This is a genomic window from Ruegeria sp. G7, from assembly GCF_056535465.1.
In genome coordinates, this window is the sequence record NZ_JBQFIL010000002.1 from 652,548 (window position 1) to 666,386 (window position 13,839).

General features: G+C 55.1%; 12 protein-coding genes. 9 read left to right on the forward strand and 3 right to left on the reverse strand.

Annotation, left to right across the window (positions count from 1 at the left end; genetic code table 11):
* Nucleotides 1-74: 74 nt before the first annotated feature.
* Genes ACR3EN_RS19780 through ACR3EN_RS19790 form a run of 3 tightly spaced genes read right to left on the reverse strand, consistent with a single transcriptional unit; the run spans nucleotide 75 to nucleotide 3,406 of the window.
* Nucleotides 75-911, reverse strand: coding sequence for a CpsD/CapB family tyrosine-protein kinase (locus ACR3EN_RS19780; RefSeq protein ID WP_480821163.1), 837 nt, complete (start codon nucleotides 909-911; stop codon nucleotides 75-77).
* A gap of 15 nt (nucleotides 912-926) precedes the next feature.
* The gene (locus ACR3EN_RS19785) at nucleotides 927-2,480 is read right to left on the reverse strand and encodes a GumC family protein (protein WP_480843223.1); all 1,554 of its coding nucleotides are present in this window, start codon (nucleotides 2,478-2,480) and stop codon (nucleotides 927-929) included.
* A complete protein-coding gene (locus ACR3EN_RS19790) occupies nucleotides 2,480-3,406 on the reverse strand; it encodes an ExeA family protein (RefSeq protein WP_480821159.1) in 927 nt (308 codons plus the stop codon). Before ACR3EN_RS19790 ends, ACR3EN_RS19785 begins: the two co-directional genes overlap by 1 nt.
* A 766-nt stretch (nucleotides 3,407-4,172) precedes the next feature.
* Between ACR3EN_RS19790 and ACR3EN_RS19795 the strand changes: the two genes are divergently transcribed.
* The 9 genes from ACR3EN_RS19795 (at nucleotide 4,173) to ACR3EN_RS19835 (ending at nucleotide 13,826) form a co-directional block, all read left to right on the forward strand.
* A complete protein-coding gene (locus tag ACR3EN_RS19795) occupies nucleotides 4,173-5,171 on the forward strand; it encodes a hypothetical protein (RefSeq protein WP_480821157.1) in 999 nt (332 codons plus the stop codon).
* A gap of 3 nt (nucleotides 5,172-5,174) precedes the next feature.
* Nucleotides 5,175-6,017 (forward strand): sugar phosphate isomerase/epimerase family protein, encoded by an 843-nt coding sequence (locus ACR3EN_RS19800; protein WP_480821155.1) that lies wholly within the window; start codon nucleotides 5,175-5,177, stop codon nucleotides 6,015-6,017.
* A complete protein-coding gene (locus ACR3EN_RS19805) occupies nucleotides 6,014-7,066 on the forward strand; it encodes a hypothetical protein (RefSeq protein WP_480843219.1) in 1,053 nt (350 codons plus the stop codon). Before ACR3EN_RS19800 ends, ACR3EN_RS19805 begins: the two co-directional genes overlap by 4 nt.
* Nucleotides 7,063-8,238, forward strand: coding sequence for an FAD-dependent oxidoreductase (locus ACR3EN_RS19810; protein ID WP_480821151.1), 1,176 nt, complete (start codon nucleotides 7,063-7,065; stop codon nucleotides 8,236-8,238). The genes ACR3EN_RS19805 and ACR3EN_RS19810 overlap by 4 nt, the downstream gene beginning before the upstream one ends.
* Complete coding sequence (locus ACR3EN_RS19815) at nucleotides 8,219-8,620, forward strand: GtrA family protein (protein WP_480858412.1); 402 nt, start codon at nucleotides 8,219-8,221, stop codon at nucleotides 8,618-8,620. Before ACR3EN_RS19810 ends, ACR3EN_RS19815 begins: the two co-directional genes overlap by 20 nt.
* A gap of 22 nt (nucleotides 8,621-8,642) precedes the next feature.
* Entirely contained in the window at nucleotides 8,643-9,485 is an 843-nt protein-coding gene (locus ACR3EN_RS19820; protein WP_480821147.1) for a glycosyltransferase family 2 protein, read from the forward strand.
* A 722-nt stretch (nucleotides 9,486-10,207) separates the two neighbouring features.
* Nucleotides 10,208-11,233 carry an ABC transporter ATP-binding protein gene (locus tag ACR3EN_RS19825; RefSeq protein ID WP_480821145.1) on the forward strand — a complete coding sequence of 342 codons (1,026 nt, stop codon included), beginning with the start codon at nucleotides 10,208-10,210 and terminating at the stop codon, nucleotides 11,231-11,233.
* Nucleotides 11,221-12,318: an ABC transporter ATP-binding protein gene (locus ACR3EN_RS19830; protein WP_480870347.1), complete on the forward strand. Its 1,098-nt coding sequence runs from the start codon at nucleotides 11,221-11,223 to the stop codon at nucleotides 12,316-12,318. Before ACR3EN_RS19825 ends, ACR3EN_RS19830 begins: the two co-directional genes overlap by 13 nt.
* Nucleotides 12,315-13,826 (forward strand): ABC transporter substrate-binding protein, encoded by a 1,512-nt coding sequence (locus tag ACR3EN_RS19835; RefSeq protein WP_480821141.1) that lies wholly within the window; start codon nucleotides 12,315-12,317, stop codon nucleotides 13,824-13,826. The genes ACR3EN_RS19830 and ACR3EN_RS19835 overlap by 4 nt, the downstream gene beginning before the upstream one ends.
* Nucleotides 13,827-13,839: the final 13 nt, after the last annotated feature.

Below are 13,839 nucleotides of genomic sequence, written 5' to 3' on the forward strand. Positions count from 1 at the left end.
TTCGACGGATAGCTCAGTACGGGCATCTGCGCACCCCTCGTCATTGAAGAAGAGCTCCGATACGAGAGCCGCCTTCAGTAGCCGTACTTATCAAGTTTTTCAAGATAGCGGCATTTGTTAAGGACCACACCCAGCAGATTGCAACGCGTCGAAATCTCGTCCTTGCACTTCTCAAGTTCATCAGCCGAAGTGCTTTCTGCGGCCGCCACCAATAGAACGCAATCAATCTGATCGAGAAATGCAAACGTGTCGTCGCAGGCCAACATAGGGGCAGTGTCGAACAGCATAATGTCAGGATCATACCGCTCTTCCATCCGATCAATGACAAGGGCTGCGTCTTTGTCCTGAAGCAATTCGGCGGACTCTGAGACCGAATGGCTGTTCAACGCAAATGCAAGCTTTTCTTCGTAACACAAAATGTGATCTTCAGGCTGGCTTTCTCCTTCCAGGGCGCTGGCGAAGTTGCATTCATCGATCTGCAGCAGTTTGTGAACCGATGGATGGCGCAGATCGAGGTCGATCAACATTGACCGCGCATTGCGCTGTCGCGCGAAACTGAAAGCCAAATTCAGACACAGAGTTGTCTTGCCGCAGGCAGAACCAGGTGAAGTGATCGCAACCCGACGCCAGTTATTGCTTTGCATCTGGTGCATCATACGTGTGCGTAAAACGTCAAAGGGCGCAGAATCCGTGTTTGCCTCATGACCGAATACGCGCGCCCGCTTCAGCTGCTTCGGTTTCAAGTCATACTTGGGCAGATCAGCCCACGGCGTCTCTCTGAGCTGAACGGTCGCACCCTCGGCTTGATGCGACTCTATTGGAGTTGGGGCGGGCGTCTGCGCCTTGTCGCCAGTGTCAGATACACGGCGGGCTTCCCGGGCTTTCTGGATGGCAGTTTGAATACGTTCCATTGTCTTCGTGTCCCGTTATCCCAGATTCAGCCGCTCAAGCAGTTCTGTCGCGCCAAACTTTTCGGCAACTTTTTCGATAACAAGATCAAGTGGCAAGTAATAGATGTGAACAAAGTACAGAGCCGCAGCCACCCCAACGATGGGCAGGCACAGACCAGCAAAAATCATGCTACGCCGAAGAGCGATCTCGCGCCGTGTCCACATGTACGGCACTGTCCCAAAGACAGGCACACCAAGACGAGCAGAGATATCGGCTGGCCTGCGTACGGTAGAGTTGAGTATCTCCAGCAACACAAATAAACCACCCGCAATTGCAATACCGGCCGCCATGCCGATCGCAGCAACTTTCTTGCGACTTGGCTCCGCCGGGAATATCGGTACCACCGCAGGCTCTGTTACTGTGATGCGCTGACCCCGAGACTGTGCCTCGATCTGATCGCCTGTCCGTGCTTCGGCAAGGCTGGCGGTTGCTTGGGTATATTGCAGTCGCAGATTGTCATAATCTCGCTCGAGCGTCCCAAGAGCAATTGCATTTGTTGGTGTGGCTTCGATGGATTGTGCCAGCATCTGCAGTTCGGCTTCTATGTCGACCCTTTGAGCCTCGATAAACTCAATTTGACCATCAATGTCCGAGACCTGCAGATCGAAGGCTGTAAAGTTTGGTGCTGTCTCGGTCCCAAGGCCCAACTGGATATTCGCGGCTTCCAAAGCCGCGATCTGACCATCTAGGGACCGAATGCGTGGGTGATCAGATGAATAGATGACCAAAGCCGAGGCGCGTTCGTCCTGCAACTGCCTTAGTCGGCGCTGTTCCGGTGTCAGACTTTCTCCGGCCAGATCCGAGCGCCCGGTCCGCTCGTAGATTTCCACAAGCCGCGCACGGCGGTCACGCAGCCCTGACAGTTCGCGATCCAACTGCAGCATCCTTTCCTGCAGCGAAGATTGTCTTTCACGGCTATATGTCAGGCTCTCAGGCAATGCGTCTTGATGGGCTTCTTTAAACTCAAGAATCTTGTGGCCTTGCTCCGCCAGCTCGCCATCCAAGCGCGCAACTTCCTGTACAAAGAAATCCAGCGTCTTCGCCGCGACGTCTGTGCGCATTTCAACATTTTCCTGCAGAATCTGCGTTACCAGTTCATTGGTGACCTCGGCCGAGACCTCGGCGTCTGATGCGGCAAAGGAAACTGTAACGAACGCCGCCTGGTTGAGGGTATTGAAGGGTAGCTCAAGCTCAATTCGCTCTTCCATATCCCAGACGATTTCGTCGTCCGTTAGTTCAGACTGGCCATCATGCACCGCGAAACGGCGCGATAGGTCCAGCAAATTGGCCCGTGCCATGACCCGCTGTTGGATGATCTGTAGGATTTCGACGGCGCTGGCCTGTACTGTGGTCGATGCAAGATCGCCCGGAATCTGCGCAGATTCCACAACCAGCGTGGCCTGGGCCTTGAAAACAGGTGGCAAGGTGAATGCGGCGTACACCCCTCCAAGTGTGCAAAAAGCGATCACCGGGACAATGAAATAGAGTCTGCGCCAAACCAACGAGAGGTAGAACTGTATATCGTTCATCATGATGCCAGGCCGTCACTATCTGAAGTTGAACTCGCTGCGAAAAAGGCACCATCATTCAGAACCATTTCGACAGTGTGCCGCACAACGCGCTTCCGACCGCGTGTAAATGCATACACCATCGACAAGTCGCAAAGCTGGTTTACCAGCCGTGGTACACCCTTTGTCGTCTCGTAGATCAAATCTGTTGCAGCTGGGCTGAAGAAGTTACGTTCGGCCCCAGCAACATCCAGTCTGTGTGCCACGTATTTGCGTACCGTTTTCTTATCCATCACCCTCAGATGGAAACTCGAAGCTACACGCTGCGCGAACTGGCGCATCTCTGGACGTCGGATCATATCTTGCAACTCGGGTTGACCAACCAGGACCAGTTGCAACAACTCGTCCTTGTTCGAGTTGATGTTGGTGAACATTCGGAGCTCTTCCAGTGATTCCGGCGTTAGGTTCTGGGCCTCATCGAAAATCAGGATCACACGATACCCTTGGGCGTATTGTTCGATCAGGTGCGCCTGGAACGTGGCAAACAGATCAACATAGGTGGCAAGGGCAGGGGCGGGTTGATCAAGCGCCATTAACACCCAACGCAACAACTCACCACGATCACCATGCGCATTTGAAACCAGACCAATCTTCACGTCCCCGCCTACACTTTTCAGAAGATGGTGCAGCAGCGTTGTCTTGCCGGTTCCCACATCTCCGGTAATTAAGGTGATCGGTGCGCGCGTCAGGATCCCATACTCGAGCATGGTGTAGGCCTGAAGATGCGCTTGCGACCAGAAAATGAAATCCGGATCGGGCAGCAACGAAAACGGTCGCTCAGTCAACCCGAAATGAGCGGTGTAAATATCAAGCGAACTTTCAGGACCGCTTGGTGTATGGGTGGGCCGAACATTCAAATTTTCATACTCATCTGCGTGCGCTGACATCTCTGAACTCTCGAGTATTCCCATCATGGCACGGGACGTGATGCATGTTAGCGCTGCGCTCTGAATTACTGGTACTCTTTATACTGCATCTCGTAGTAAACGCGTGTGACTTAAGCCACAACTCAAAATGCATCGAGTACAGCGCTTATATGGACCATCGCTCTGACTCGATGGGACCGTTTGTTGCGAACCCGAATCCTTTGCTCGCGTGCCAGATTTCCCTTTCCGCTCAGCATAGCACAAGCCGAGAATGAGCAAAGGTGGTCGTTCAACCATTTGTTTTAAATCGCATTGCTCGTGTAAGGTGTCGCGTAGTGATTACCACTGTGTTGATGAATTACTCTGACCTATAGCCAAAATCACTAAATTGAGAGCGCAGCTGGAAACGCCCCCTGAAGCGGTAGATGCTGTGTAAACAACTAAGCACTCTTTTGTGCGCGCAGTTCGAGATGGAAACAATCGGGCCCAATAGCGGCGATTGTGAATGTTGGCATATCACGCCAGTCGAATTGCATTCTGGCGCAAACAATTGCTGAACTTAGTAATTTTTGGTCAACTTTGTCGATTCTGAGTCTGATCCATTTCAACTGGGGCTGCGACTTGGCTTTTCTTTTTGACAGCAGAGTAGTCGGTGCTTACTCCCGTTACTACGGTGCGAGATTATCTCAAAAAACCACCGGAAGCGGGACCCAAAGACCTGCCGACAGGCTGTCACTAGATTACTGGGTGTTGTTGTATTTAGCTGCGATCGCCCGCAGTAAAGGTAATGAGTAAGAAGCCGATTGGAGTGTATTTGACCATGGCGGGACAACCCGATATCGGGATTCTAGGACATACTGGCTTTGTCGGGTCCACACTTGCGCGGGATCTGCCTGATGCACGCGGATTCAACTCACGCACGGTGAAACACGCCGAAGGTCACCGATTTGGTACGCTATATTGCGCCGCCGCACCGGGATCGATGTTCGAAGCCAACAAGTATGCGGATCGCGATGCTCAGCGCATCGACACGCTGATTTCATCTCTATCGCAGATGCAGGCCGATAGATTTGTATTGGTTTCGTCCATCGCAGTCCTCGACTGCTTCGATGGTGGGTATACTGAAACGGATACGAATTTTCAGGAAACTGTCGCTTACGGAAGCAACCGGCGAAGGCTGGAGCAAGCTTGTCAGGCTCATTTCCCGCAGTGCCTTATCGTCCGTCTCCCTGCGCTTTTTGGGTCAGGTTTGACGAAGAACTTCCTGTTCGATTTGATGAACCCGATGCCAACCATGCTGAACGCAGCCACCTATGAGATGCTGGAAATCCAGCTTCCTAAATCGTTGGCTCCGGCCTTGGACATGATCTATTCCTTCAATGACGCGATAGGGATGTATGTGATTGATCGTGCAGCATTGGCGGGATTGCGAGACCATGCTGCTCTGACCGCAGAGGCCGATGGAATTGGAGTCAACGCGGTCATGTTTCACAATCGTGAAACGACATATCAGTTTTATGAAATGGCTCGGCTGAAACAAGATATCGACCGCGCCTTGGATGCTGACTTGGATGTTTTGCACCTCGCGCCGGAACCACTTATGACATCTGACATTTATCGCGCGCTCTTGGGGGGTGAAATGCCCGAAACCAACGGGAAGCTTCACAAAGAGGATATGCGCACCCGTTATGCACCACTTTTTGGGCAAAAAGGCCCCTACAATCGCAGTGCAGATGATGTTCTGGCTGCACTGACCGCCTTCTTCACCGCCTCGAGGGAGAGTTAGGCCATGCAGTTTGCTGTTTCCAATATCGCCTGGTCTGCTGCTGATCGTCTAAAGGCATACGCTAGGCTCCAAGCGGCCGGGATCACTGGGCTTGAAATAGCGCCTGGCCTGTTGTTCGCGACTGCCGATGATCCATTCGAACCAACCGATACACAGATCGCGTCTGTCCAGAGCGAACTAAATGAGTTCGGCCTGTCACTGGTATCGATGCAATCTCTGCTGTTTGGCGTGGATGGGGCTGAACTATTCGGTGACGACGCCGGTCGCGCCGCTTTTGAGCGTGGATTGAGGCGTGCGATCACGCTGGCCGGTCGACTGGGAGTCCCAAATCTTGTGATGGGTTCGCCAAAGCAACGTCAGCGACCAGCGACCTTGAGCCCGAACGGAGCCATCGACAAAGCCATCGAATTTCTGACACCACTAGCGGATGCCGCCAAAGTCGAAGGCACCAAAATCGCGATGGAATGCAACCCGATCGAATACGGCACGAATTTTCTGACTACACCTGATGAAACGCTTGCTTTCGTAAAACGTGCTGATCATGCTGCAATCATGCTGAATTTTGACGTTGGTGCGACGCTGCTGACCGGCACATTTGATCACGTGCAAGATCAACTGATTGCCGCGGGCCCGGTATTGAACCATGTCCATATCAGCGAGCCGTTTCTGATGCCTGCGCCTGCCAAGCCACAAGATACAGCACGTGTATTGCAAATCCTGCGCTCGCTAAAGTACCAGCACGCCGTTTCAATCGAAATGCGCCAACCCGAAGAGGGTCTGGCCGGTTTAGATGCATCGCTTGAAAATCTGTCTAGGGCACGCTGTGTGACCGGAGATGCCCGATGAGCGTTCCCAAGCTGCGTGACGACATACTTGTGTCTGTGTGTTTTACCGACGCCCACGCTCCTGATGCTGCGGTCCCTCAGATCACCAGAACAGCGGATTTGCTGACGAAAAACTACCGCTATTGGGAGATACTTGTCGTCAACGAAACCGGATACGATACCGCACTGGAAGAGGCGCTGGTTGCCGTTCCGAATGTTCGCTATTTGTCGGTGGTACACGGGCTGGACAACAGTCAGCGCCGCGTGATCGCCGCCTCGGAGGCGATCGGTGACTTTGTTGTCATAACTTCAGTAAATGAGGCAAGCAGCTTCAATATTCCCGCAATGATCGACGAAGCGCAGGACCGAAACGCAGTTATTCTTGGCCAGCGTAAAAAGGTACTCTTGGCGGAACCCTTCATTACCGTTCTGGGTCGCGCAAGCGGGTTTCAGGCCAGTACAAGCGACATGCAAACCACCACGGTTCCGCGCACTGTTCTGAACCGGCTGCTTACAGATGCGAACCCCGTGTTGGCCCTTCGCTTTCCGCCCCGAGACAACTCGCTGACGGTGCTACGGCGCAGACCCGATATCCCAGGTGAAGCTAAAGTGCTCGAGTCCAGCTGGAAGGGGCGCATGACCAGCAGATCCGACCTGCTGCTCCGAATGGTGACCGAAGCTGGGCCGTCGCTGCTTAGCGCTGTAGCTTTGTTCTCGGCTTTCATTTTTGTCAGTGCTGTGCTTTTTGCGATTTACGTAGTGACCATCTATCTGACCAAAGCTGATATTGCCGAGGGCTGGACCACGTTGTCACTGTCGATTTCGGGGATGCTCGCATTTTTGGGGGCTGCATTATTTGCCATCTGTGTCACGCTGCGCAAAGTGATGGAGATCATACGCGGCCGTACTATCGACTACCTGGTGGCTGAGCGGAGCTCGGTCGATCTCTTTGAAAGCGTGTCGAACGCATTGAATGTCGATACGGATGGAACCGAAAGCCAAGACGAGCGGCAAGAGGTCGCCCGGCAAACGCCATTAGGCCAAAAGCAATCTGCTGGTGGTGCGTCGTGACTTCTTCGCGGCGTGTTAAGTATCTTGTGATCGGCGGCGGTTTCTATGGCTGCTGTCTGGCTTTGTTCTTGCGTTCAACAACGCGGGACGTGGTTTTAGTCGAGGCCGGCTCAGAGATTATGAGCCGGGCTTCGCGGGTTAATCAGGCACGTTTACATTCCGGATTTCACTACCCGCGCTCGATGTTGACCGCCTTAAAATCGCGTAAGCTTTGCCAGCAATTTGCGACCGATTTTCCTGATGCAATCGTATCGGACTTTCAGATGCTGTATGCGGTGGCCCGTCAAAGGTCCAAGGTGTCAGCCAATCGATTTCACAAGATGTTTGAAAACATGAAGGCCCCAATCGCATTGGCATCGCGTCATGAAACGGCAATGTTTGATGGCGACCGGGTCGAAGCAGTTTTTCGCGCAGATGAGTTCGCGTTTGACTACTCGGTTTTGGCCAATCAACTTGCGGTGCGGATGGACGCGTTGGGGCTCGATCTAAGACTTGAAACCGAGGTTCTATCGATCGAAGATCGCCCGGACGCCCAGGCAGCGATCGTGCATATGTCAGATGGCAGCCAAATTCTTGCCGACCATGTCTTCAATGTAACCTATGCCCAGATCAATCATGTTCTTAGGCGGTCCGGGCTGCCGCTGGCGCGGCTAAAACACGAGATGACGGAAGTTGCGCTTGTTGACCCGCCTGACGAAATGCAAAACTATGCAGTTACAGTTATGGATGGTCCATTCTTTTCCCTGATGCCCTACCCGGCAGCGGGGAAATACTCGTTAACTCACGTACGCTATACTCCTCACGTCAGTTGGACAGATCAGGGAAAATCGGTTTCCCCCTATGAGGCATTTTCCCGGCTTGAACCGGCAAGCCGCCTCCGACACATGGTGCTGGATGCGGCGCGCTATTTGCCGTGTGTTGGCAGCATTACGAGCGGCGACTCTATCTATGAAATCAAAACCGTGCTTGTGAAGAATGAGGTTGACGACGGGCGCCCAATTCTTGTCCACGAGGAACCCCGCGGGGGCAGGGTTACATCCGTGTTGGGGGGCAAGATCGACAACATTTACGATCTGTTTTCCCATCTTCGGGCGCGGCATGTCGCCTTAAAGAATGCAGATTTCAGGTATGTTCTTTCTGGAAGGTCCGGATATGTCTCGGAATCGGCGTGAGCTCTTGCGATATGCTACCACGGTGGGGCTGGGCCTTGTCGTCGATCTTGCCGCCGCGCGGAGCGCGTTGGCGCTTGGTTTGCCGCTTGAACTATCCGCCGTGATAGGTGTTGCGTCAGGGGCCGTTTTTAACTTTTTCGTTCTCGATCGTTGGACGTTTGCAGGTCAGAAAGCCAGGGGCGCCCGAGCGCGCCGAATGCGCTATCTGGGGGCTCTCGCTGTTACGATGGCTGTCCGGGCCGCGGCGGTATGGGGCCTGGTCGCCTTATTGCCGGCACAAACGCCACCCATGGTCGTTCTTTGTCTGGCTGTAGGCGTATCGTTCGTCGTCAACTTTTTACTTTCGAAACATTGGGTTTTTCAGTTCAGTGAACAGCCTTAATCAACACCCGGAGAATGTTTGAATGCACCCTGGTTCAGACACTGCAATTCAAGACAACGCTTCGTCGCGAGGCGCTGGTTCCGACACCAACTGGCAGGTCCCGGAATTCGATATTCTGGAACTAGGCCCAAAACGATACGAATTCGTCCTGGTCATACCGGTCCTGAACGAGGGGGAGCGAATTCAAGGACAATTGCGCACCTTGAGCGGTCTGGACCATCCGATTGATATCATTATTGCCGATGGGGGCTCGACCGACGGATCGCTGGAACCGGATTTTCTGCGGGCGGTGGGTGTTCGAGCGCGACTGACCAAAACAGGGCCTGGAAAACTAAGCGCGCAACTTCGCATGGCTTATGCTTGGGCGCTAAAACAGGGGTACCAAGGTATTGTCACCGTGGACGGAAACGGGAAGGACGGGATGGACGCAATCCCCCTATTTTTGCATAAAATGCGCGATGGCTACGACTATGTGCAGGGATCGCGTTATCACTCGGATGGCGCTCATGAAAACACGCCCCTTGAACGTACAGTGGCAAACCGGATGATCCACGCCCCGATGCTGAGCTTGGCCTCGGGCACAAAGTTAACAGACACCACAAATGGTTATCGTGCCTATTCTGCGCGGTTTCTGTTGGACCCTGCAGTGCAACCTTTTCGCGATGTATTCAAAGCTTACGAACTTCTGTTCTATCTTAGCGTGCGCGCAGGCCAACTGGGTCTGCGAGTCACCGAAGTGCCGGTGTCGCGCAGCTATCCCAGCAGCGGTAAAACCCCGACCAAAATCGCGGGTTTCTCTGGCAAGCTAAAAATTCTTCAACAAACAATGGCTGCGGCACTTGGGCGGTTTTCACCTAAAGACTGACGGGACGGAGCCACAGCTTAGGAATCCTTAAATCTACCGTATGATGCGCGGTACCGGCACCGGCAAGCATCTAGTTACAACTGCCGCCTTGGATCGAATACGTTTCAAAGCTCGTCACGAGTCAAGGATTGGTGGGTAAGAGCACTTGGCAATCCAAGCCGATTTCGATCAAATCAGCGGTTAAGTTCGGTCGATCATCTGTTTCACCACATCGGCCTCAGAGCTTTGCAAAGATATGGGTTTTGCGGTGGCCCCTCTGACACTCTTTTCAGAGCCGTTAGATGAACTCTTGCAAGATTGGAACGCGCCAGAGTAATTCTATGGCCGGCTCGCGCCTATTTTTTAGGCACTTCTGATCGCCTCTAGCCCCAGCTTAACAAAAAGATATCTGGATGGTTGACGCCCAATCCATTTTCTCTCCCTGGGCAGATAAGCCGTGATTTGGTACGACCCAAAGAGCGAGGACACAGTTAACACGCTGTAAATCAACAGGATAGGCGATCGGTGTTTTCTGTTTTTACCCTGCCATCAGTACGAAATCGTTGTGTCAACAGGCACGATCACACCCTGAATGCTCCGGCGATTAGCTAACATATCCGCTCGCCGCAAACCCGCGCATGTTGCATTTGGAGCTCCGCGAAAAAAACAAAAGCAATGCGTTGACAACCAATTTCTAAAAATGCAACCAATTGCATATTGGTTATCCGAAAAGGTTGTAATCCGTGCTCAAGCAAAGCTCCGGCACTGAGGATGGCGCTCAAGCCGCGATCCTGAAGCTATCGGCTTTTAGCCTGTCGTTTCGCGGCCAGCACGCGCCTGCGGTGGACGCGCTGGACCTTTCGGTATCGGCGGGTGAGACCCTCTGCATCGTGGGAGAATCCGGATGCGGGAAATCGGTGACGGCAATGGCGCTGATGGGGTTGCTGCCGCGCGATATCATCGACATCCCCTCGGGGCAGCTGGAGTTTGAGGGCCGCACCTATGACCTGCGCACCGAGCAGCTGGACGCGGAAACCCGGGGCGACCGGATGGCGATGATCTTTCAAGAGCCGATGACCTCGCTCAACCCGGCGTTCAGGATTGGCGATCAGATTACCGAGGCTGTTCTGCATCACCGCAATAGCAGCCGATCCGAGGCCGCAGAAAGTGCTTTGGCCATGCTGCGCCGGGTCGGGATTCCGGCACCCGAGCAGCGTTTGAACGAATATCCGCACCAATTGTCCGGCGGAATGCGACAACGCGTGATGATTGCTATGGCGCTGATTAACAACCCGTCGCTGCTGATAGCGGATGAGCCGACGACGGCGCTGGACGTGACTATTCAGGCGCAAATCCTTGATCTGATCCGCCAACTTCAGGCTGAGACGGGGATGGGGGCGCTGTTCATTACCCATGATCTGGGTGTGGTCGCGGAAATCGCGACAAACGTGGCGGTCATGTATGGCGGGCAGATCGTTGAAAGCGGCCCCGTGGATGCCGTGTTCGATGATCCGCAGCACCCTTATACGATCGGTCTCATGAGCTCGGTACCGCGGATGACGGGATCTCGGGATCGGCTGATCACTGTGCCCGGAACCGTGCCGTCGCTGGCTGATATGCCCAAAGGGTGCCGGTTTCGGACGCGCTGTCCCTTTGCCACCCCGGACTGCGCCGAACGTCCGATCTTGTCCCAGATGGGGCAGGGGCACGCCGTCGCCTGCCACTATGCCCCGCTGGAACAGCTCAAGGGGGTCAAATGCGCGATGTAATCCTTGAGGCGCGGGACCTCACACGTCATTTCACCCTGGGCACTGGGCTTTTTGAGCGCAAAAGCGTTGTGCGCGCCGTAGATGGCGTTTCCTTAACCATCCGCACCGGTGAAACCTTTGCCATTGTCGGAGAGTCCGGTTGCGGCAAGTCGACCCTTGCGCGTCTGCTGATGCGGCTGGACCGGCCGACATCCGGTCAGGTTCTGTTCGATGGGCAAGAGGTGCAGGACCTGCCTCGCCTGGATATGGCCCCGCTGCGCCAACAGATGCAATTTGTGTTTCAGGACCCGTTCTCATCTCTGAACCCGCGCATGACAGTGGGCAAGCTGGTCGGCGAACCGCTTGAAGTACACGCGCCCGAACTTGACGAAGGCGCGCGCCGCCAAAAGGTTGCGGCGCTGTTGGCGCAGGTTGGGCTTTTGCCGGATCACGCCAATCGCTATCCGCACGAGTTTTCAGGTGGTCAGCGCCAGCGCATCGGCATCGCCCGCGCGCTGGCCTCGGGGCCGCGCTTGCTGATCGGGGATGAGCCGGTATCGGCACTGGATGTGTCGGTGCAGGCGCAGGTTGTCAATCTGCTGAACGACCTGAAGCAGGATCTGGACCTGACGCTGGTCATCATCGCGCATGATCTGGCCGTTATCCGGCATATGAGCGATCGGATTGCCGTCATGTATCTGGGTCAGGTTGTGGAAACCGGCCCCGCTGATCAGGTTTTTGAACAGCCGCGCCATCCGTATACGCATGCTTTGTTGTCGGCGATCCCTGAACCCGAGCCGGGACGCGCGCGAGAGCACATGGTATTGAACGGCGAAACACCCAGCCCGTCATCTCCGCCCGCCGGGTGCCGGTTCCATACCCGCTGCCCGTTTGCACAGGACAATTGCCGGACAACTGCGCCGGTTCTGGACGCGGCAGATGCCGACCATCACGTCGCCTGCCACCATTGGAAAACCATACCAGAGGCCGGAAAACCGGCCCCGCCCCGACGCCGCAGCGCCGGAGCAGAAGAGCGGTTCGCGCTGTATCGCGCGGCTGTCCAAACTCCCCAGGCTTCTGCCACCCACAGAGAGGAAACATCATGAATGCCTTCAAAACCGGCCTTCTTGCCGGCCTTCTGAGCGCCACCGCGCTGTCCGTCCAAGCGGCGGACCTACGCATCGCCCTGCAATCGGATGCCGATGTGCTGGACCCTGATCAGTCACGCACTTTCGTCGGGCGGATCGTTTATGCTTCGCTGTGTGACAAGCTGGTCGACATCACCCCAGATCTGGAACTGATCCCACAGTTGGCAACCGGCTGGGAGTGGAGCGAGGACGGCAAGTCCCTGACCATGACCCTGCGGGAAGGCGTCGTGTTCCATGACGGCACACCGTTCAACGCACAGGCGGTGGCAGACAATATCGACCGATCGCAGAACCTTGAAGAATCCCGCCGCAAGTCCGAGTTGAAATCGGTGACCGGTGTTGATGTGGTGGATGACTACACCGTCCGCTTCAACATGGCCGCACCCGATGCGACGCTGCTTGCGCAATTTGCCGACCGGTCGGGCATGATGGTTTCGCCAACCGCGGCCAAAGCAGCCGGAGCTGATTTCGGTCTGAACCCGGTCTGCTCTGGCCCGTTCAAGTTCAAGGAACGTGTGGCGCAGGACCGGATCGCGCTTGAGCGGTTCCCGGACTACTGGAATGCGGGCGAAATTCACTTCGACAGCGTCACCTTCCTGCCGATCCCCGATACCACCGTGCGTCTTGCGAACCTGCAGTCGGGTGACATCGACATGCTGGAACGTCTGGCCGCGACCGATCTGGGGCAGGCCAACGATGACAGTGGCATCAATGTCGAAAGTGCTGTTTCACTGGGGTATCAGGGCATTACCATTAACGTGAACAATGGCGAAAAGGGCGACAACCCCTGGGGTAATGACAAACGCCTGCGTCAGGCGCTGAGCTATGCGCTGGACCGTGATGCGATCAACCAGGTCGTCTTTGAGGGCGCCTTCGCCCCCGGTAACCAGCCCTTCCCGCCGACCTCTCCGTGGTATGACACCGATCACCCGGTGCCTGCGCGCGATGTGGAAAAGGCCAAGGCTCTGCTGGCCGAGGCAGGTTTCCCGGACGGGATCGATCTTGAGGTTCAGGTACCCAACACCACCGTTCCGCTGCAGCTGATGCAAGTGGTTCAGGCCATGGCGGCCGAGGCCGGGATCAATATCGAAATCACGTCCAAGGAATTCGCCACCCTGCTGGCCGATCAAAGCGCCGGGGACTATCAGGCCAGCCAAATCGGATGGTCGGGCCGCGTGGACCCCGATGGCAACATCCACCAGTTCATGACCACTGGCGGCGGCATCAATGACAGCCACTATTCGGATCCGAAAGTGGACGAGATGCTGAACAACGCCCGCGCCTCGACCGATTTTGATGCCCGCAAGGCGGAATATGACAGCGCGCGGGACATTCTGGCGCAGGATATGCCCATCGTGTACCTCTATCACCAGACATGGATCTGGGCACTTGATGATGGCCTCAAAGGTTTCACACCTTACCCCGACGGCATGATCCGTCTGGAAGGCGTGACGCTGGAGAAATAAGCCACTCACGACC

Bases quoted from the DNA above. Each gene is read 5' to 3' on its own strand.
- ACR3EN_RS19780 (WP_480821163.1), bottom strand. From the start codon at position 911: ATGGAACGTATTCAAACTGCCATCCAGAAAGCCCGGGAAGCCCGCCGT.
- ACR3EN_RS19785 (WP_480843223.1), bottom strand. From the start codon at position 2,480: ATGAACGATATACAGTTCTACCTCTCGTTGGTTTGGCGCAGACTCTAT.
- ACR3EN_RS19790 (WP_480821159.1), bottom strand. From the start codon at position 3,406: ATGTCAGCGCACGCAGATGAGTATGAAAATTTGAATGTTCGGCCCACC.
- ACR3EN_RS19795 (WP_480821157.1), top strand. From the start codon at position 4,173: ATGAGTAAGAAGCCGATTGGAGTGTATTTGACCATGGCGGGACAACCC.
- ACR3EN_RS19800 (WP_480821155.1), top strand. From the start codon at position 5,175: ATGCAGTTTGCTGTTTCCAATATCGCCTGGTCTGCTGCTGATCGTCTA.
- ACR3EN_RS19805 (WP_480843219.1), top strand. From the start codon at position 6,014: ATGAGCGTTCCCAAGCTGCGTGACGACATACTTGTGTCTGTGTGTTTT.
- ACR3EN_RS19815 (WP_480858412.1), top strand. From the start codon at position 8,219: ATGTCTCGGAATCGGCGTGAGCTCTTGCGATATGCTACCACGGTGGGG.
- ACR3EN_RS19820 (WP_480821147.1), top strand. From the start codon at position 8,643: ATGCACCCTGGTTCAGACACTGCAATTCAAGACAACGCTTCGTCGCGA.
- ACR3EN_RS19830 (WP_480870347.1), top strand. From the start codon at position 11,221: ATGCGCGATGTAATCCTTGAGGCGCGGGACCTCACACGTCATTTCACC.
- ACR3EN_RS19835 (WP_480821141.1), top strand. From the start codon at position 12,315: ATGAATGCCTTCAAAACCGGCCTTCTTGCCGGCCTTCTGAGCGCCACC.